Below are 18,907 nucleotides of genomic sequence, written 5' to 3' on the forward strand. Positions count from 1 at the left end.
CTTCACCATCCCCTTACGTTATGTTCAAGTAAATGGGATATTTCATCATAGCTTTTCGAAAGCGCCAATCTATTTATCAATTGGCGGTCATTGGCAACTGTAATAATTTCATCATAGATTTTGACTAATAAACTGGAATCCTGTTTCATATGTTGCGGTACCCCGAGCAAAAAAACTAATTTAATCTCTTTTCCGGAAAACGTTTGCAAAGGACGGGGAAAAACACCTAATGATAAAACGACATTCTCGCTGGCGCAATTAAGCGTGTGAGGAAGTGCAATATAACTGTCAAATATCGTCGTTCCCTTTTCTTCCCGTTCTTTAAGGCGCTTTTTAAAATCTGCATCCACGTAACCTTTTTCATATAAACTATCCACCATAACACAAATATTTTCCCAGTAATCCTTATTGTGATCTAAGATAAAAAAGCGATCTTCACCAAGGAGTGCGCTAAGTATTGAATGTTTTAACTTAACACTAGGCAGATTATATTTTCTATAGAAAGCGACTCTCTCCACTTCTTTTGCCACATAAGCTTCATCAAAAATCTCACTTATTTGAATTAAAGGCTGCTCTAATGGAAACGGTATATAAACCGTAGAAAACACCAGATCATAATCAGATAAGATTTCTTTCGTAATTTCATGATCGGAAAACAAATCTATCGATACATGATTCCCAATCACTCTCTGCAATTGAATCATGACTATACGCGCTGTTCCTCTTCCAGTACCGCAAACCACCGCTACTTTCCGCAAGTGTCTTTCTTTATTTTCGTTTTCTCCGATGAATACCCCAAAATATAAAGCTAAATAACCAAGTTCATCCTCTGAAACAGGAATATCATACTTTTCTTCAATCACTTTCCCCGCAACTTCAGCCATTTTATACGCCACCGGATATTTCCTTTTGATATCGCCTAACAAAGGATTTTTTAAGCGAATGTCAAATATCAAACGGTTGATCATAAATGTCAAGTGATATTCAAGATCTTTCAACAAAGGTTGGTTATTGATCTTAAGATTCATCTCTGCATCAAGTTTCTCAATAATTAAATTCATTAATCCTTTAATTTCCTCAGTAATTGTAATATCTGCCATGGATTTGGTATTCGCCGGTGTCCTTCTGCCGACAATCGGCAATGTGATAAAAATAATTTCTGGAATAGGGATTGCAATATTCAGCGTTCTCTCTATTAAATAAGCAATTTTTTTCGCAATCTTAAACTCTTTTGTTTCTAATAATTTGTAATATTTCTCATTCAGTTGATCCAGCGGATGTTCGTTTAATAACCGATCTAACATCAACGTAACAAATTTTGAAAGCATTTCCTGTGAAGCAGACTCTATCGCATAACGCTGAGCTGTTTGTAAAACAATTTCTTTAATCTCTTTATCAAGCGGATAATCACTGTATAAATAGTCGTAAATATTTTCTATAATAAAAAGGCGCAAATTCAGTTCTTCACCACTTAAATACATGCCTTTATTTTGCTTTCCAATAATTTTTAATCCATATGGATTCAATACTGCAGCAGCTTTTTTTAAATCATTAATCAATGTTGTTCTGCCAATATTCATGTTGAACGCTAATTCATCAATCGTGTTGCTATCGTCTTCTGTCATTAAATGTTGAATAATAAAAGCAAGGCGTTTTTGCGGTGTGTCCATGATGTGTGCTTGCCGGGAAATTTTTTTGAATATCTCTTCAAATTTTGCATAATCTTCTATATATAAATAGAACCCTTTCCCTCTTATGTTTTTGAAATAAGCAATCCCTTTTAAGTCTTTATTTATTTGCTTAATATAGTTTCGAATCGTCCTTGTACTTACTCCAAGCTTTTGTGCTAAAGAATCAAGTGTGTAATATTGCTTTTTCACCCCCAAACAGAGGATTTGATATACCTTGTCTTCTGCATAACAATCCACTATTCCATCCCACCTTTAATAAGTGGAATCAAGAGCCGTCACAAATAATAATCTATCCCCGGGATTTTCCTCCAGTAATGTTTATGGTCGTACCTGTAATGTAGCTTGCCCGATCGGAAGCAAGAAAACATACTAAGTCAGCTATTTCATCCAGCTTGCCGACCCGGCCAAGCGGGATAGATTTGGCATAGTCTGTTTCAAGCTCATCCACGTTCACACCGCGAGTATAAGCGAGCGCCTGGTTATATTCAACATTTGTTAAACCCGTTTTCTCGTTAATGCCAGGTGCAACACCGACAACTCGTATGTTAAATTTTCCTAATTCTTTTGCCCAAGAACGAGTAAAACTATTTAAAGCGCCTTTTGTGGCAGAATAACAGCTTTGTCCAGCCGAGCCTTCCATTCCCGCTTCGGATGAGATGTTAATGATCACTCCTTTGTTTTGCTTTAACATTTCCCTTACAACAGCCTGTGAGCAGAGAAAAGGTCCTTTTTGGTTAACCGCCACCATAAAATCAAAATCTTTTTCGCTTAATTCATACTCGCTGTTTTCTCCGCGATAATCAACTAAGAGGCGTGGCAAATTTACCCCTGCGTTATTCACCAAAATGTCTATCTTTCCAAAAATCTCAATTGTCTTGGAAACCATTGTTTGCACACTTTCTTTGTTTGTGACATCGCATTGAATGTGATAAATCCCGTCTTCTTTTTTGCCCGTCTCAACATTTACATCACCAACAACCACTTGAGCACCGTTATTAACTAGCTGCTTTGCAATATGAAGCCCAATCCCTGATGCCCCTCCTGTCACTATTGCTACCTTTCCTTCTAATTCTAGCCACGATTTCATCATTGCATTCCCCCGTTTTCGTCATATTTTTGAAAACGCAATCATTCTTTCTATCCATACTATATTTTTTTATGTAATCGAAATTAATACATAGTTTTTCACTTTCAGTGCAAAAAGGTGTATGAATAGGGGGAGTGTCCGCTAAAAGTTCTTGTTTCTCTTTTTTCTCTACGTTTGTCAATGGAAACGGAAAACATGCCCCTTCCGACCGTTCACGCCCACTTCGCTAAAGCCTAAACGTATCAAAGGACTTCGGCATTTCCAAAAAAACATTTGACACAATTCATCCATTTGTCCAACAAATTAGAATAAAATGGTAATTTGAAGTTAGAGAAGAGATGGTATATTAAACATTTGTATAAAGAGTTTCTCTGAAATACATTTTTGAGATTAGACCAGCAAAAAAAAGGCCGAAATCCATCGGCCTTTTTTGTATGGAAAACCCGCTAACATAACAGCAATGGTTAATTGGCATATCATATTTTTTCTCCCGCGTTGTTTTTTGCTAATCAAGGTCTTTTCTTTCAGAATAAGGCATTTTCGTGATGACAATTGGGTCATTTAGGTTTGCATTTGGAATTATGAGTTAGTGCCCGTAGAAATATTCCTGTTATCCACTACTTTTGCAACATATATCCCCCATCTTACCAAACTCAACACTCTATGACCAAAAGAAGTTTCGATTATCGTTAATGATTAATGTCTGCGATTACACTTCTCATTCTCTCACGTGTTTTCGAATTACTGATGCAACAGCATCAGGGGGTGTCTATTTCAAAAATCGCACACTTATAAACTCCGTTATTAACAAAGGAACTCTGTTCTCATAAGAAAAAAAGTGCCATTTTATATTGCTTTTGCTTTATCAGTTTCCAAGGACATGCCTTTTCATTGAAGTTGTAAATGAACAAAGCAAAATACTGAAGAAAATATTAGCAATCCCCCTGATACAATGCATACAAGGCGAGATCCTATAAGGTCTGTTAATGACCCGATACCAACTATAGAAAAAATAAAGATGCATTGTACTAATGTGGATTTAGCAGCAAGTATTTTCGCCAATGTCTTTTCGTCTGCGCTGTTTTGAAACATTGTCTCTTGTGTCAAATCTCTTTATTTGATATGCAGAACCCATGAATAGCATTAACAATAATGCAAGATAAGAATTAGTAACAAAACCATAAGCAAATGTCAGTAAGCCAAATATTACCGAACCAGTTAACATAAATACCGTTAAACGTCCTTGCACAAGTTTGGCAAGCTATAAACTATAAAACCGCCCAAAATAATATGCACCATTAATATACCCCCACCATTACAGTTAAGCGTAATAGGATCTCTTCTTCAGCCAAACAGATCCGTTAGCCGAACAAGAAAAAAGGATACTTGATCGGGATATAGAACCCTTAAACCGGGAATCATTTCTTATAGGTTCATATGCAAAATAAACAATTCTCCCTTTTTGCCCATCACTCGCAATCCTTTGTCCTTAAAGCCGCTTTTTTTATATACATGCTGTGCTGCCTTATTCATATGATTTACAGCTAATATGATTTCATTTTTGTTAGGAAAATGCTTTTTCACAAAAGATGGCAGCAACATTAGCGACTGTTTAGCGATTCCTTTGCCCTGGAAAGAAAAATGAACCGAAAATGCCCGCAAAAGAATGGCATCTCTATTATCGCTATATTCCTTCACCCCCTCCCATTCGTGTAACACAAAAAATCCAGCAGGACTATGATGAAAGAGAATAACGACAGGGTGACAGCCAGCCTCCTTTTCGCATTCAGCAATTGCGTCCAATGGCAATGAAGTATATTTAAGCTGTTCTTGTGGCAAATAGTAATTCTCTAACTGCCATTTATACTCTGGCTTATAAAAATCTAAGGTAACAACCTCTTTATGAACTATATGATTTGTCATAAGCGTCCGCCCCCACCAATTCTTTTTCATGTATTGTATCTTTTTTCCTTCCCCTCTTCAATATCCTGACTGGTTATAAGAAAAGGGGGTTTCTCCTGTTTCCCTAAACGAAAAAAATCCCTTGATAATGTTGGGGGATTTAGTGTAATAATAAGAGTAACATTAAAAATAATTGAAAATTCTGATCGTGGAGGTATTATACTCTTGCTAATCGGAGGCATTAATCATTTAACTTTCTCCGTGTCTGATTTGGAAAAATCCATCTGTTTTTACCAACATGTATTCGGCGCAAAGCTGTTGGTCAAAGGCAGAAATTTAGCTTACTTTGACTTAAACGGGATTTGGTTGGCGTTAAATGTCCAACAAGATATTCCGCGAAACGAAATCCAGCATTCATACACGCATATCGCTTTCTCTGTTAAAGAAGAAGATTTTGATAGCGCGGTTCAAAAGTTGAAAGAGTTGGGCGTCAATATTCTTCCGGGCAGACAGAGAGACGAAAGAGATAAACGCTCCGTTTATTTTACAGATCCTGATGGGCATAAATTCGAATTTCACACAGGCAGCTTGAACGACCGATTATCTTATTACAGAAGTGAAAAACCGCATATGCAATTTTTTGATTAAAAATAACCATTTGCGGATTCTTAACAATAAAGGGGAATAGATAAAATGAACAAAAAATTTGAAATATTAATGAAAGCAGCGCCTTTCCTGAGTGGGCTTTTTATCTTAGCCGGCTTGATTATGGCAATATTAAGTGCATTAGACAATAATGTGCAAATATTTTATTTATCATTATTCTTAATTTTGCAATCCGTACTTGCATTAACATATACCAAGTTATTTAAAAAAATTTGGCAGAAATAAGTTATTAAGATATTCACGGTTTAACTTACAAACCATTCATCAGTGGAAGATTCCTTAAATTTTAGATTATCAACATTATTTTTTAACAGAGCCAAAACAAAATAAGCGATCGGACACCGTTTCCAGCCAGCAGCATTCAAGCGGGCCATTCCCGCGAAAAATGCGGACTGATTGCCTGCAGCCCATTTCTGCAAAAAAACCCTCGACAATTCCTGCCGGAGTCATCGAGGGTTAAGAAAATTTTTTGGAAAAATATCCATTTTTGCGCTTTTACACGTATCCCCATTGAATCCTTAACTATTTTTAAGTTTTTTCAATCCGTTTTTGCGCATATAAATCGGAAGACCTAAAACGGTTAAACCGATTCCGCATAACGCAAGGAATGTTTGTGTGAATAAGGTATTAATAACGATAAACAACCCGCCAATAATCGCTATTATAGGTATGACAGGATAAAGAGGCACCTTGTAAGGGCGCACAAGGTCCGGTTCTTTTTTGCGCAAAATGATCACCGCAAGAAAAGTCATCGTATAGAATATCCAGATCACAAACACTAACATATCTGTTAATGTGTTAAATCCGCCTAAAACCATCATAATGATCGCAACGAGCAAGATGAATATTCCAGAATTATAAGGGATTCGCGTTTTATCAGACAGTGTGGCAAACCATTTGCTGAAAGGCAATTTATCTTCCAATGCCATTGCATAAGGGATTCGCATTCCCGTCATCGTATATCCATTAATGGTGCCAAATACCGAAATTAAAATACCGATACTAACTAGTTTTCCGCCCATTTTACCAAAAAGAATGGTTGCTACATCAGATGCAGGCGTATCAGTTCCGGCAAGAGCTGCCGCAGACATGACCAACAGGAATGCAACATTAATTAATAAATAAACGATCATAACAATCGATAATCCTAATATAATTGCTTTAGGTAAATCTCTCTTAGGATTTTTCATTTCTCCGGCGACGTTCCCCACATGAATCCACCCATCATAGGCAAACATGGTTGCCAGCAGCCCGGAACCAAGGGCGGATATAAAAGATTTGTCCGGCCCTGCTTCAATTGGAAACAGTTGGAAAGTCACATCGCCTTCATGCAGCAATCCGAAAATAGTTATAAGAGCCAAAGGAAGCAATTTACATATAGTAAAAACAGTCTGAATGCCCCCGGCGGCTTTAGCGCCTAAAAAGTTCATAAGAGTGATAAAGGTTGCCGTAAGAATCGCAATTCCCACAATCATCATTCTATGTTCATTTGCATTTAATCCAAACAGGCTTACCGTTTGCGTTCCAAAAATAATCGCCAGCGCAGCAATATTTGCTGGAAAATAAATGATCGTTTGCGCCCATCCTAATAAAAATGCTGTTAAATTTCCATACGTACGCTTTAAATAGGCCATCATGCCGCCTGTTTCCGGAATGGCTGCCGATAATTCAGCTGCTGTTAATCCTGCACAAATAGTTAACACGCCGCCAACAAGCCAGGCAAGCAGCCCTAAACTTGCCGTCCCAGTGACACCATATACTGCAGTTGGCTTAAAGAAAACACCAGCTCCAATTACAGTACCAATCACCGTAGTTAAAGCAGCCAAGAAACCAATTTCTTTTTTAAGCCCCTGTTGTGACAAAGTAATCACTCCTGTCTTCTTTGTGTTTTTGGTATACGACCTTTAAGCCTCGTATAAGCAGTCATGATACACATGATACACATGATAAACATGATACACCGAAGATCTTCCAAAGAAAAGAGACTTTTGCTGCACGGTCATTTCTACACAGTATGTGTCAGTTTACTGAACATTATTTATGGTGTAAAATAAGAAAGTGACATATCCTTTTTATAAAGTTTTGGTTTTGGAACAATTGGAAAACAACATAGTAGAATGCGGAAAATACGCTGTTTCCTTCATTCTGCTTTTTTTATCTCTAATCTTTTGTCGTCAGATATGACTGCTTTTTTTTTCGAATATGCAAAGTAAACGCATACTCCGATGGCTAACCAAACACTGAAGTACATCCATGTCGTTAATGGCAAGTTAATCATTAAAAATAAACAACACGCTATTGAAATAATTGGCAAAACCGGAACGAGCGGAACCTTAAATCCACGCTGCAAATTCGGATGTGTTTTGCGAAGAATGATAACAGATACCCCAACCATCGAAAATGTCAGCAATGCCCCGATATTGGCCAAGTTCGACAATTCTTTTAAATCAACAAAACCAGCAATGAAAGCACTGCCGATTCCTGTCAGCCAAGTTGAAAATGTTGGCGCTCCCGTTTTCTTGCTGATTTTCGCAAAAAATTCTGGCAATAAACCGTCACGGCTCATGGCAAAGAATACACGTGTTGCTGCATAAATGTACGCGAAAATTACTGCCATAATGCCAATGACAGCGCCAACCGCAATTACACCCGCTACTTTATTTTGCCCAACCGCTTCTAGTGCATAAGCCATTGCTTCTGGCACGTTTAATTCTTTATAGGAAACCATGCCAGTCATCACAAGGCAAACCGCAATATAAATGATGGTGCAAACAGCCAACGAAGCGATAATGCCAATCGGAAGATCACGCTGCGGGTTTTTCACTTCTTCCGCCGAAGTCGCCAGTGCATCAAATCCTAAGAAAGCAAAGAACACTGTTGCTCCTCCGGCAAGGATTCCGCTTAAACCGTACGGCGCAAATGGCACCCAGTTTTCTGGTTTTACATAAAATGCACCGACTGCAATAAACAGCACAACAATCCCAATTTTGACTAATACCATTGCATTATTCACACGTTTGCTTTCTTTCATGCCGCGTGATAGTAACCATGTTAACACCAATGTAATGATTACTGCCGGCAAGTTAACAATCCCGCCTTGCGACGGAATCGTTAACAGTGCTTTAGGTATTTCTAAGCCAAAACCGCTCACTAAGTTATAGAAATAGCCTGTCCATCCGCTAGCTACCGCTGATGCCGTTAAAATATATACCGATAACAACGTCCACCCCATTAAATGGGCTACAAACTCACCGATCGTTACATATGAATATGTGTATACACTGCCTGAAACAGGTAATGTAGAAGCAATTTCTGCGTAACATAATGCGGCAAAACCGCAAACAACCGCTGCGATGATAAAGGAAAAAATTACTGCCGGACCGGCATCTCTTGCTGCCACTAAGCCGGTTAATACAAGGACGCCGGTACCAATGATTGCGCCAATCCCTAAGATGGTCAGATCAAATGCTCCCAACGTTTTCGAGAAAGTCTCGCTTTTGCTTTCCTTTAACAATTGCGTAACAGATTTTTTTTTAAACAGGCTGGCCACGTGTATGCCCCCTCTTTTACTGATTAAGATATTCTCTCCAGGTTTTGCTTTCATACAATTTATTTGTTTTACGCGGTTATTTCATTAGCAACAAAGAAATGTTCACATACACTTGAAATGCGCTGCAAATCGACATTTCCGCCTGATATCACCGCTACTACTTTTTTTCCTTTTGCATATTTATCCACTTTGCCTGCAAGGAGAGCAGCGGTAGCTAACGCCCCGGCCCCCTCAACGACAGTTTTTCCGCGTTGCAGCAAGTCTTTCATGGCTACTTCCAATTCTTCTTCTGATACTGTTACAATATCATCCACTAGTTCTTTAACAATTTCGAACGTTAATTTTCCCGGGATTTTCACTGCACATCCGTCAGCTATAGTCGGGGCTTTATAATGCTCCACAATTTTTCCGCTATCATAAGAAGCTTTCATTCCGTGAACATTGTCGGCTTGGACACCGACAACATTGACAGAAGGATTAAAAGATTTCAGCGCCACTGCAATTCCTGAAATCAGGCCGCCTCCGCCAATAGGCACAATGACAGTATCTACATCCCACATATCATCAAGAATTTCAAAACCAATTGTTCCTTGGCCAGCCATTACCTCAACATCATCGTATGGATGTACATATGTTTCTCCTGTTTCTTGTATAATTTCTTCACATCTAGCCTTCGCATCGTCAAAAGTCTCGCCATGTAAAATGACTTCCGAGCCATATCCTCTTGTTGCATCAACTTTCGCTTGTGGTGCAGAAATTGGCATGACAATTTTACTTTTAATCCCAAGCAAATGGGAAGATAATGCAACCCCTTGCGCATGATTGCCAGCTGAACAAGCAATCACGCCACGCACTTTTTCGTCATCAGTTAAATTTGAAATTTTATTAAATGCGCCGCGGAACTTAAATGATCCGGTTAACTGCATATTTTCTAACTTTAAATAAATCTCTCCGCCCGTTTTACTTGTCAAATAAAACGATTTAACAAGAGGAGTTTTGCGCGCATTTCCTGAAAGGACTTGTTGGGCTTTTTTTATATCATGAATGGTAAGCGGCAAAATTTTGTTAATCATTCTTTACCATCTCCTTTAATGGTTTATAATCTAACCCTAATGTTTTTCCTAAATTTTCATAAGTAATAGTTCCTTTATAAATGTTTACGCCAGATGCTAACGCTGGTTTATGTTTCATTGCATTTTCCAACCCGTTATTAGCAATGGCCAACAAGTACTCAATATTGCCGTTGGATAATGCCATCGTCGCAGTTCTCGGGGTCGCTCCTGGCATATTTGGCACGGCATAATGCAGTACACCATGTTTAATAAACACAGGATTATCATGTGTTGTATAGTGATCAATGGTTTCTACTGTGCCGCCTTGGTCAATGGCAATATCAACAATAACACTTCCCGGCTTCATTGATTGAACCATATATTCCTTAACAATTTTTGGCGGTTTCGCTCCAGGTATTAAGATGGTTGAAATCAATAAGTCTGCCTCTTTTATATGTTTCTCAAGATTTTCCGTATTGGATTCCACCACTTCAACTGGAGCATTTTTATATTTTTCTTTCAAATACGCAATTTGTGCTTGATTTATTTCTAAGATAGTCACACGGCAGCCAATTGCGATGGCCATATCACACGCATTAATCCCTGCATTGCCTCCACCTAAAATGACAACATGCCCGGCAGGAATCCCCGCAATTCCTGATAATAAAATTCCTTGCCCTTGATGTTGTTTTTCCAAATAATAAGCTCCCATAAATACGGCACGGCGGCCAGCAATCGCACTCATAGGTTTTAATAATGTCAAAACGCCATTCTCGCTAATCGTTTCTGCTGCAATTGCCGTCGTTCCCGCCTTTCTCATTGCTTCCACACATTCTTTTGAAGCGGCCAGATGCAAAAATCCCCATACAATAAGATCTTTTTTAAAGTAGCGATACTCTTCAGGCAATGGTTCCTTCACTTTGACTACCATATCAACATCCCAAGCTTCTTCCTGAGTGACGATGCTTGCCCCGGCATTTGCATATTCATCATTGGTATAGCCAGATTCCAGGCCTGCATCTTTTTGAACGAAAACTTGATGCCCTTCCGCAACTAACTTCCGGACATTTTCCGGAGTCATTCCTACACGTGCTTCTCCTTTTTTAATCTCTTTTACTACGCCAATTTTCATGCTGACACATCCTTTCAGAAGTGATTTAATTGACTATAGAACTTGGCAGTGCCATTCCAGCAATGGAGTAATTCATTTCAATAGCTGCTATCGTGCAAGAGTTTCCTTCAATTGCATGAAGAATGACACTTCCAATAACTTAAAAGAATGGATAAACACTTGGCTGAATAGTTAAAGATTCAATAATAAATTATTATTATAATAATTTTTTATTATCCTGAATCAAGAATATCACGAAAGAAAGCGCTTTTCAATATAAAAAAATTGACGATTTGATTATTTTTTATTATCGTTATAATTTTTTTATATTAAATAACTTGCTATTATTAATGTTCTTTTTTATAATGTTTTTACAATTTCTCTTCGGAGGTGTTTTCATTTGGATAAGGAACTAATCAGACATTATACGAATTTAATGAACTACTTTAGTGTCATATTAGGTCCTTCTTATGAGTTTGTTTTACATGTATTGGATCCAGATGGGGGCTCACATATTGCTCATATAATCAACGGTGAATTGAGCGGGAGAAATTTAGGGGCTCCATTAACGGACTATGCAAGGCAATTAATTAATGAAAAAGTATATTTAGAAAAAGATTTTGTGGCCAACTATCGCTCTAAAGGCGCTAATGGTAAAGAATTTCGTTCTTCTACCCTCTTTATTAAAGGAGAAGATAATGAATTACTTGGCCTTTTGTGTGTTAATTTTGATGCAGACCACCACTATCATTTGGCGAAAGAAGTTTTAAAACTAGCACAATTGGATGTCTCCACACAAGATCTTAAAAAAGCGACAGAAAAAGAAAAGCCTATTGAAAACTTAACCATTAATATTCAAGATATGATTTATTCTCTAGTAGATAAAAATATCCTCGAATCTGGAGCAAAGCTTTCGCAAGAGCAAAAGGTATCCATTATATCAAAATTAAAAGAACAAGGAATATTCAATATTAAAGGAGCAGTAGTTGATGTAGCTAATACATTGGGCGTGTCCGTCGCAAGTGTTTATCGCTATCTTCAAATGATTAATCACTCAGAAAAAAAACAACTTCGATAAAATTTTATTAAAACTTTGTTCGGCTTAAAAATCCCTGCTAAGCCTTCTTAAAATGACTATTCCATCAAGACAAAATAGAAAGAGTTATAAACCTCCCCCCGCTTAATCTAAGTTTTTCATAGAATCTCTTGTTATGTGAATATTACTTAGTCAAACGAAGATGGCAAGGCGAGATTCTCCGAAGTTATCCATTGCCATTGTCTCTTTTTTGTCTATGCTGGTAAATGAATGCAAGATTTGCTGAAAAAAACAGCTTTTGAGCTTTATCCTGCTGAAGATTTTCACACTATCCAATCGATTCCAAGCACTCGTTGGGCTGGCTCCGCCCCTATCTATCGCCTGCCAAAGCTCCGTGCTGCAGTCAATGACAAGCGGCTCCGCTGCGCGTTTAGTTTCTTCTTTTCAAGCAATCCCATATGGACTCCATCGCAGAAGCCTGATCCAGTACATTTCTTTATTGGCAGTCCATTTATTTCCTGTTATCTGTCTTTTGACCATCTAATCTATCTTTTTTCTATTCTTCGATATTAAAGTATTTCCTCACTATCATCCTTCATCATGATGAATCCCCCTCATGCAAAAATCCAAATGTAAGCACGCCAAGTATATGCTTTACGGTGTTCGGCAGAACCTCAGCCATTCAACCGCATCAAAAACGCTGAGGCGCAGTATCCGTCATCAGCGATTCCTGCAAAACCGCTTCACTCCCGGCATGCAGGCAGGCAACTTCATTTTTCCGCAAATTCCAGCATTTTATTCAGCACCGTGAGTTTAATATAAAAAATAATTGCTTCTATATTGAAAAGCGCTTTCTTTCATGATATTCTTTACATAGAATAATAAAAAATTATCATTATAATAATTTATTATTATAAGCGCAACAGTAACTGTTAAGGCACTAGAGAATGCGATGGCAACCCAATATGATAAAAAATGAATTTTGCCGGTGATTCTCCTACTGTCGCCGTTGCCATTGAACCACTTACGCAAGTTGGTATTATTGTTTCCATTTTTGCTGCCAATACAGATGGGCGGTAATTGGAATGATTTTTTGGATTCCAAACTCTTGTAACAGGTATGGCAACACTGCAACTAGCTTTTTGGTAATCATCCATTTGCGAAAACGCAGCCTTCATTACAGCTGCCTGCTGAATTGCAGGCATTTATGGAATGTTGTATTAAGAATTATACAATTCATTCAGTAGAAGAAAAACAGGCACGTTCAAGCGGCAAATGTCCAGCAAAATACGTTTTTCAAGGAGGAAGCAATAATGTGTAAAGCCGTCAATTACAAAAGTTGTTTTGACATTATCGGACCGATTATGGTAGGTCCCTCTAGCTCTCATACTGCTGGCGCGTTAGCGATTGGAAATGTTGCATACAAATTATTCAAAGGCCTCCCAAAGAAAGTGGTAGTAAGATATTATGAATCATTTGCCGAAACACATAAAGGGCATGGGACTGACTATGCCATTATTTCCGGCGTGTTAGGGTTTGCTGCAGATGACCCAAGAGTGCCTAAGGCGATTGAAATTGCCAAATCTAAAGGCATTGACATTACTTTCATTGAAGAAAAAGATGATAGTCCTATAGGACACCCTAATACTGCCGATGTTTATTTAGAAGATGAAACTCATAGTATTCGAACTATTGGTATTTCTGTTGGTGGCGGAATCATTGAAGTAAAACATATTGAAATGGACGGTTTTTCATTTGACCTTCAAGGAACTTTGCCAGTTTGCTTGGCCATCACGAAGCGAAAAGATTTCAAACCTATTATGCTTCATTTTTTTGCGAAATATAATGTGAAAGTAAACATGGCGAAACACTTTGAAGCAGATGGAAAATATCTATATGAATTTGATTTGGATTCACCATTGCCAACTGCCGGAAAAGAGGAACTGTCTCATATCGATGATCAAGCGAACATCATTTTACTTTAATAAAAATGGGGGAATCATTATGTACATGAGTATAAAGGAAATTGTTAATACAGCAAATGAAAGACAAATAAGCATTTCCGAATTGGCGATTGAACATGAAATGAAACAAAACCAAGCCTCACGTGAAGAAATTTTCGAAAAAATGAAGAAAAATTTAATAACGATGGAAAATGCCGTTAAGAAGAGTGTTGAAGGGGAAGGTGTATTTTCCCTGACTGGTTTAACAGGCGGAGATGCTGTTAAAATCGCGAAATATCGCGAAAAAAAGAGAACGCTTTCAGGAGATTCTATGATGGCAGGTGTTCAAAGCGCCATTGGCACGAATGAAGTGAATGCATCTATGGGGATTATTTGTGCAGCTCCTACTGCAGGCGCAAGCGGAATCATTCCAGGGGTGCTCTTTAGCATCAAAGATAAATTGCGGTTAACTCATGAACAAATGGTTCACTTTCTTTTCACTTCCGCGCTATTTGGCATGGTTGTCGCAAATAGGGCTTTTATTGCCGGAGCAAGAGGAGGTTGTCAAGCTGAAGTTGGCAGCGCCTCCGCCATGGCGGCAGCAGCCGCTGTCGAAGCAGCAGGCGGAACGCCGCAGCAATCCTCTGAAGCATTTGCAATAGCGTTAGGAAATTTGCTTGGCTTAGTTTGTGATCCTGTTGCAGGTCTGGTAGAAATACCATGTGTTAAAAGAAACGCAATAGGCACAGCGAATGCCTTAATTGCTGCAGATATGGCATTAGCTGGCATAACTAATGTCATCAGCGCTGATGAAACGATTGATGCCATGAGAGAAATCGGAAGGCAAATGCCGCGTGAATTAAGAGAAACCGGTTTAGGCGGTTTGGCAGGCACACCAACGGGGTTAGCTATCAAAAAGAAAATCTACGGAGAAGATGTTTCCAACAAATCGTTAATAACAAGCTAAAGCAGTGGATGATGTCATCCACTGCTTGAAGAAAAACGTGAGTCATTTTATGATATCTTTTAACAAAACAACATGATTTGGCAGCGATTATGGAGTTAATTTTAAATCCGCCCAATGCGGGTGCTCCTCCAGTCTGCGTTCCATATCACGGAACGCTTTGAGTGAACGGCTCAGCTTACTGTAAGCGTCGCCTCCTTCACCCCAACCTTGGTAACCAATCATTCCATTGTATCCCATCTTTTTAAGCTGTCCCAGTAACGCAAAATTATCTAACTCGCCAACGTCCAATGGCTCAATTGTCGCCACTCCGCCAAAACCGTGCGGATTGCGGCTGCTTCCAGAAATGTTCACTTGTTTCAAGTAAGGAGCTACGGCTTGAAGGGTAGCCGACAGGTTTGTGCCATCGACGGCATACCAATGATAGCCGCAAAAAACAATGCCAAGATTAGGATGGTTCAGCCGCTTGCAAAGTCTTACAGCATCTTCATGGCGTTCAATCCAGAATGACAGATGTGTGTAAAGCAAGATGTTAATGTTTCTTCGTTCAGCAATCTTCAATGCTTTTTCCAGCCACTTCGCTGCGATGTCATCCCCTTTAGGGTCTGAAGGGCGGATATGATGTCCGACTGATTGAATCGCCAGCTCGACCGTTGAGCAGCCTTCCATGATCTCCAGCATTTTTAAAATGCCCGTATTTCTTGGATGGTCTTCCCCTAATGAAAGGTCTAACACCACGTACACGCCAGCGACATCCAGACCATATTTTTCCTTCACATTTTTGAGCTTCTCGACATCTCTCCACCGTTCTCCGTGCCAGACGGATAAATGGGTCGCATCATACCCGATCTCTTTTAACATTTCACACCGCGCTTCAAAACTATAAATGCCCATTGAGTTATAAAAAGCAAAGTCCATTGCATAAAATTTGTAAGCCATCTTTCCAAATTCTCCCTTCCGGTGTATGCTTCATCACAGCGATTTCAATGCTTCAGCAATCTCCGTATCCCCTGACATTAAATCAAATGCTTTTTTATACACATTTGGTTCATCAAGTGCTTGAACGATGGTTCTTGCGACATCTTCCCGCGGAATGCTTCCGACATTTAAGTTTTCTGCTACCGTAACCAATCCTGTGCCTTTTTCATTGCGAAGATAACCAGGACGAATAATGGTATAATTCAACCCGCTATTTATTAACATACGGTCAGCATAATGTTTGGCAACATAATAAGGCTTAAGATTTTCCGGCCAGTTCTCACGGTTGTGGGCTTGGAATGTGCTCACCATGACAAACCGGTCAATTCCGATTTTTTCTGCCGCTTCCATCGCTTTTACAGCACCATCTAAATCAACAAGCAATGTTTTATCTGGGCCTGTGTGCCCACCGGAACCGGCGGAGAATACAATCGCGTCACAACCTTTGGCCGCTTCGGCAATTTCATCGACAGTGCCTTCAAGATCAGCGAGCACCGCTTCAATTCCTTTTTGCTGAAAAGCCTCCAATTGCTCTTGTTTCCGAACCATCGCACGAACGGTGTGCCGCTCGTGCGCATGAAGCATGTTCACCACTTGTTGACCAACTTGTCCGTTGGCGCCAATGACAAAAACTTTCATTTATATCCTCCCTTTCTTCATATTGATTGAAGATGGTATTTCATCATGATAATGCTGGAAAGTGCGGAAGCACAAATTCGCCTAATTCTTCGATAACTTCTTCAACAGGGCGTTGCCCATATTTTAAGTTAATAATGACATGGTTCACGCCAGCATCTTGCAAAGCGGCAAGAAATTCAATCACGAAATTCCGCCCTGTGCGGAATCCAAGATGAATCGGGATTGGCACATGATTTGGATCTTCTGTTAAATCAATATAAAGCGATTGGGTAAATGGCTTAAATTCTTCTGTTAACGAACGCCAATTGTCGATTAACGCTTTTTGGAATTTGAGCGGACGTGGATAATAAATCCATCCATCACTATGTTCAGCAATCCATTCAGGTGACTGCCCGCTGTGGCCTGTCACCATTAATGGGATGTCTGACAATTTTGGTTTTGGCAACATATCTCCACTTGTCATATGCACTCGTTCAGAATTAATCGTCGGAAAATGCTCGCTCCATACTTTTCTCATGACAGACACTGATTCCCGGAACAGCTCGCTCCGATCTTCCGGATTCACCGAGAATGCCGGGAACTCGATTGGGCGGTCACCTGTTGCGACACCAAGAATGAGCCTTTCCCCAGACAATCTGTCTACCGAAGCCGCCGCTTTAGCGACATGAAGAGGGTGGCGCAATGTTAAAATAATGCTTCCTGTTCCTAACGCAATCTTTTCTGTGTTGGCGGCAACATATCCTAAATACGCAAACGGATCATACATTTGCCCGACATCACCGAAATTAGGATCGCGCAACAGTACATCTCTCACAAATAATGCAGCGAAATTGAGTTCTTCCGCCCGTTTTGCTAACTTCATTTGCTTTTCTATATTCATCTCTGGGACGTCACCCATATATGATTCAATCGGAAAGAACAATCCTAAAGTCAGTTTGTTTTCTTGATACATGCGTGAATACCCTTTGTGATTTTTGAACTTTTCCATTTGCACATCTACCTTCCAATTAAATTTTTAATTTATTTTCATTCAACGACTCTTTGCATGGATAGCCAACTGAAAACGAAACTTCCATTACTTGCACAATACTTATTATCTATCTTAGCAAAGCGTGTATACATAAAGCGGCCATCCATCTGTTCAATAGTGCAGTGATCTATGCCGGTTTTAAGATGCGATAGTGGCATTTGCGGCATCCATTTTGATCACTTCGTCAATAACCGCGCTGCCAAGGCAAACATCATTGTCATAAAATACCGCTACTTGTCCTGGGGTAACCGCTTTAACTGGTTTTTCGAATTCCACCAAAGCCGTTCCATTCGGACGAACATGAACGGTTACCTTTTGATCTTCTTGACGGTATCTGAATTTAGCTGTACATGCAAATGTGTGTGGACGAACATCTCCATTAATAAAGCTAATGTTAGATGCAATAAGGCCCGTAGAAAACAGCGCAGGATGGTTTTTGCCTTGGGCGACGAGTAAAACGTTGTTTTCTAAATCTTTATCGACAACATACCAAGGTTCGCCTGTTCCTTTTCCGCCAATTCCAAGCCCTTTTCGTTGGCCGATCGTATAGTACATCAACCCGTCATGAGTACCTAGCACTTCCCCATCCAGAGAGCGAATTTCTCCAGGCTGTGCCGGTAAAAAATTCTTTAAAAATCTTTTAAAGTTTCTTTCCCCAATAAAGCAGATTCCTGTACTATCTTTTTTATTAGCGGTAACAAGGTTCAATTCTTTAGCGATTTTTCGCACTTCATCTTTCGTTAATTCGCCAAGAGGAAACAGCACTTTTGCCAAATGTTTTTCGGTTAATTGGCTAAGAAAATACGTTTGATCTTTATTGAGATCTTTTCCGCGCAATAAGGTGACTTGGCCATTTTCCCTTCTGATTCTTGCATAATGGCCTGTCGCGATATAATCAGCGTCCAGCGAAAGGGCGTAATCAACGAACGCTTTAAACTTAATTTCTGTGTTGCATAAAACGTCTGGATTAGGTGTTCTCCCTCGCTTCAGCTCATCCATAAAATACGTAAATACACGATCCCAATATTCTTTTTCAAAGTTCACGCTGTAGTAGGGAATCCCAAGCTGATTGGCAACCCTCTTAACATCTTCGTAATCTTCCGTTGCTGTGCATACGCCATCATCATTGGTATCATCCCAATTTTTCATAAATACACCGATGACGTCATACCCTTCTTGTTTAAGAAGATAAGCGGCCACAGAGGAATCCACTCCGCCAGACATTCCGACGACAACCCGCTTTTTCTTCATTCTTATC

Annotated in this window: 17 protein-coding genes; 5 read left to right on the top strand and 12 right to left on the bottom strand. The window is 39.3% G+C overall.

Going from position 1 to position 18,907, the window contains the following annotated elements:
* Window positions 1–2: 2 nt before the first annotated feature.
* The 3 genes from AOT13_RS18805 to AOT13_RS18815 form a co-directional block, all read right to left on the bottom strand.
* A complete protein-coding gene (locus AOT13_RS18805; RefSeq protein WP_003248448.1) occupies window positions 3–1,928 on the bottom strand; it encodes a BglG family transcription antiterminator in 1,926 nt (641 codons plus the stop codon).
* Between the two features lie 52 nt (window positions 1,929–1,980).
* Entirely contained in the window at window positions 1,981–2,781 is an 801-nt protein-coding gene (locus AOT13_RS18810; RefSeq protein ID WP_003248446.1) for an SDR family oxidoreductase, read from the bottom strand.
* 1,422 nt (window positions 2,782–4,203) lie between these two features.
* The gene (locus AOT13_RS18815; RefSeq protein ID WP_003248444.1) at window positions 4,204–4,701 is read right to left on the bottom strand and encodes a GNAT family N-acetyltransferase; all 498 of its coding nucleotides are present in this window, start codon (window positions 4,699–4,701) and stop codon (window positions 4,204–4,206) included.
* A 204-nt stretch (window positions 4,702–4,905) separates the two neighbouring features.
* Here AOT13_RS18815 and fosB point away from each other — a divergent pair, with 204 nt between their 5' ends.
* Both fosB and AOT13_RS18825 read left to right on the top strand, forming a co-directional pair.
* Complete coding sequence (gene fosB / locus AOT13_RS18820) at window positions 4,906–5,328, top strand: metallothiol transferase FosB (RefSeq protein WP_003248442.1); 423 nt, start codon at window positions 4,906–4,908, stop codon at window positions 5,326–5,328.
* Between the two features lie 45 nt (window positions 5,329–5,373).
* The gene (locus AOT13_RS18825; RefSeq protein WP_003248440.1) at window positions 5,374–5,571 is read left to right on the top strand and encodes a hypothetical protein; all 198 of its coding nucleotides are present in this window, start codon (window positions 5,374–5,376) and stop codon (window positions 5,569–5,571) included.
* Window positions 5,572–5,864: 293 nt separating this feature from the next.
* Here AOT13_RS18825 and AOT13_RS18830 read toward each other — a convergent pair whose 3' ends face one another.
* The 4 genes from AOT13_RS18830 to ald form a co-directional block, all read right to left on the bottom strand.
* Window positions 5,865–7,208, bottom strand: a complete 1,344-nt coding sequence (locus tag AOT13_RS18830; RefSeq protein WP_003248438.1) for an APC family permease — start codon at window positions 7,206–7,208, stop codon at window positions 5,865–5,867.
* A 278-nt stretch (window positions 7,209–7,486) separates the two neighbouring features.
* Window positions 7,487–8,896: an amino acid permease gene (locus AOT13_RS18835; protein ID WP_042386140.1), complete on the bottom strand. Its 1,410-nt coding sequence runs from the start codon at window positions 8,894–8,896 to the stop codon at window positions 7,487–7,489.
* 68 nt (window positions 8,897–8,964) lie between these two features.
* On the bottom strand, window positions 8,965–9,969 hold the full coding sequence (gene tdcB, locus AOT13_RS18840; RefSeq protein ID WP_003248436.1) for a bifunctional threonine ammonia-lyase/L-serine ammonia-lyase TdcB: 1,005 nt from the start codon (window positions 9,967–9,969) through the stop codon (window positions 8,965–8,967).
* A complete protein-coding gene (gene ald / locus AOT13_RS18845; RefSeq protein ID WP_003248435.1) occupies window positions 9,962–11,080 on the bottom strand; it encodes an alanine dehydrogenase in 1,119 nt (372 codons plus the stop codon). The genes tdcB and ald overlap by 8 nt, the downstream gene beginning before the upstream one ends.
* A 379-nt stretch (window positions 11,081–11,459) precedes the next feature.
* On the opposite strand from ald, the gene AOT13_RS18850 reads away from it, so the two are divergent.
* Window positions 11,460–12,137: a helix-turn-helix transcriptional regulator gene (locus AOT13_RS18850; protein WP_003248434.1), complete on the top strand. Its 678-nt coding sequence runs from the start codon at window positions 11,460–11,462 to the stop codon at window positions 12,135–12,137.
* An 890-nt stretch (window positions 12,138–13,027) separates the two neighbouring features.
* Here AOT13_RS18850 and AOT13_RS19780 read toward each other — a convergent pair.
* Window positions 13,028–13,273 (bottom strand): hypothetical protein, encoded by a 246-nt coding sequence (locus tag AOT13_RS19780; RefSeq protein ID WP_003248433.1) that lies wholly within the window; start codon window positions 13,271–13,273, stop codon window positions 13,028–13,030.
* A 135-nt stretch (window positions 13,274–13,408) separates the two neighbouring features.
* On the opposite strand from AOT13_RS19780, the gene sdaAB reads away from it, so the two are divergent.
* Both sdaAB and sdaAA read left to right on the top strand, forming a co-directional pair.
* Window positions 13,409–14,080: an L-serine ammonia-lyase, iron-sulfur-dependent subunit beta gene (gene sdaAB, locus AOT13_RS18855; RefSeq protein ID WP_003248432.1), complete on the top strand. Its 672-nt coding sequence runs from the start codon at window positions 13,409–13,411 to the stop codon at window positions 14,078–14,080.
* Between the two features lie 19 nt (window positions 14,081–14,099).
* Window positions 14,100–15,005 (top strand): L-serine ammonia-lyase, iron-sulfur-dependent, subunit alpha, encoded by a 906-nt coding sequence (gene sdaAA / locus AOT13_RS18860; RefSeq protein WP_013400194.1) that lies wholly within the window; start codon window positions 14,100–14,102, stop codon window positions 15,003–15,005.
* Between the two features lie 87 nt (window positions 15,006–15,092).
* Here sdaAA and AOT13_RS18865 read toward each other — a convergent pair whose 3' ends face one another.
* From AOT13_RS18865 to mnmA, 4 genes are all read right to left on the bottom strand, one after another.
* Window positions 15,093–15,941 carry a sugar phosphate isomerase/epimerase family protein gene (locus AOT13_RS18865; protein WP_003248430.1) on the bottom strand — a complete coding sequence of 283 codons (849 nt, stop codon included), beginning with the start codon at window positions 15,939–15,941 and terminating at the stop codon, window positions 15,093–15,095.
* 33 nt (window positions 15,942–15,974) lie between these two features.
* Window positions 15,975–16,619 (bottom strand): SDR family oxidoreductase, encoded by a 645-nt coding sequence (locus tag AOT13_RS18870; protein WP_013400192.1) that lies wholly within the window; start codon window positions 16,617–16,619, stop codon window positions 15,975–15,977.
* A gap of 43 nt (window positions 16,620–16,662) precedes the next feature.
* Entirely contained in the window at window positions 16,663–17,607 is a 945-nt protein-coding gene (locus tag AOT13_RS18875) for an LLM class oxidoreductase (protein WP_042386139.1), read from the bottom strand.
* Between the two features lie 180 nt (window positions 17,608–17,787).
* Window positions 17,788–18,900, bottom strand: coding sequence for a tRNA 2-thiouridine(34) synthase MnmA (gene mnmA, locus AOT13_RS18880; protein ID WP_042386137.1), 1,113 nt, complete (start codon window positions 18,898–18,900; stop codon window positions 17,788–17,790).
* Window positions 18,901–18,907: the final 7 nt, after the last annotated feature.

This window comes from Parageobacillus thermoglucosidasius (genome assembly GCF_001295365.1).
In the GTDB taxonomy this organism is placed as follows: Bacteria; Bacillota; Bacilli; order Bacillales; family Anoxybacillaceae; genus Parageobacillus; species Parageobacillus thermoglucosidasius.

Excerpts from the sequence above, each read along its gene's own strand:
- AOT13_RS18875 (WP_042386139.1), bottom strand. The coding sequence starts at position 17,607 with ATGGAAAAGTTCAAAAATCACAAAGGGTATTCACGCATGTATCAAGAA.
- tdcB (WP_003248436.1), bottom strand. The coding sequence starts at position 9,969 with ATGATTAACAAAATTTTGCCGCTTACCATTCATGATATAAAAAAAGCC.
- AOT13_RS19780 (WP_003248433.1), bottom strand. The coding sequence starts at position 13,273 with ATGAAGGCTGCGTTTTCGCAAATGGATGATTACCAAAAAGCTAGTTGC.
- AOT13_RS18825 (WP_003248440.1), top strand. The coding sequence starts at position 5,374 with ATGAACAAAAAATTTGAAATATTAATGAAAGCAGCGCCTTTCCTGAGT.
- AOT13_RS18815 (WP_003248444.1), bottom strand. The coding sequence starts at position 4,701 with ATGACAAATCATATAGTTCATAAAGAGGTTGTTACCTTAGATTTTTAT.
- AOT13_RS18810 (WP_003248446.1), bottom strand. The coding sequence starts at position 2,781 with ATGATGAAATCGTGGCTAGAATTAGAAGGAAAGGTAGCAATAGTGACA.
- AOT13_RS18865 (WP_003248430.1), bottom strand. The coding sequence starts at position 15,941 with ATGGCTTACAAATTTTATGCAATGGACTTTGCTTTTTATAACTCAATG.
- AOT13_RS18870 (WP_013400192.1), bottom strand. The coding sequence starts at position 16,619 with ATGAAAGTTTTTGTCATTGGCGCCAACGGACAAGTTGGTCAACAAGTG.
- sdaAB (WP_003248432.1), top strand. The coding sequence starts at position 13,409 with ATGTGTAAAGCCGTCAATTACAAAAGTTGTTTTGACATTATCGGACCG.
- mnmA (WP_042386137.1), bottom strand. The coding sequence starts at position 18,900 with ATGAAGAAAAAGCGGGTTGTCGTCGGAATGTCTGGCGGAGTGGATTCC.
- sdaAA (WP_013400194.1), top strand. The coding sequence starts at position 14,100 with ATGTACATGAGTATAAAGGAAATTGTTAATACAGCAAATGAAAGACAA.
- ald (WP_003248435.1), bottom strand. The coding sequence starts at position 11,080 with ATGAAAATTGGCGTAGTAAAAGAGATTAAAAAAGGAGAAGCACGTGTA.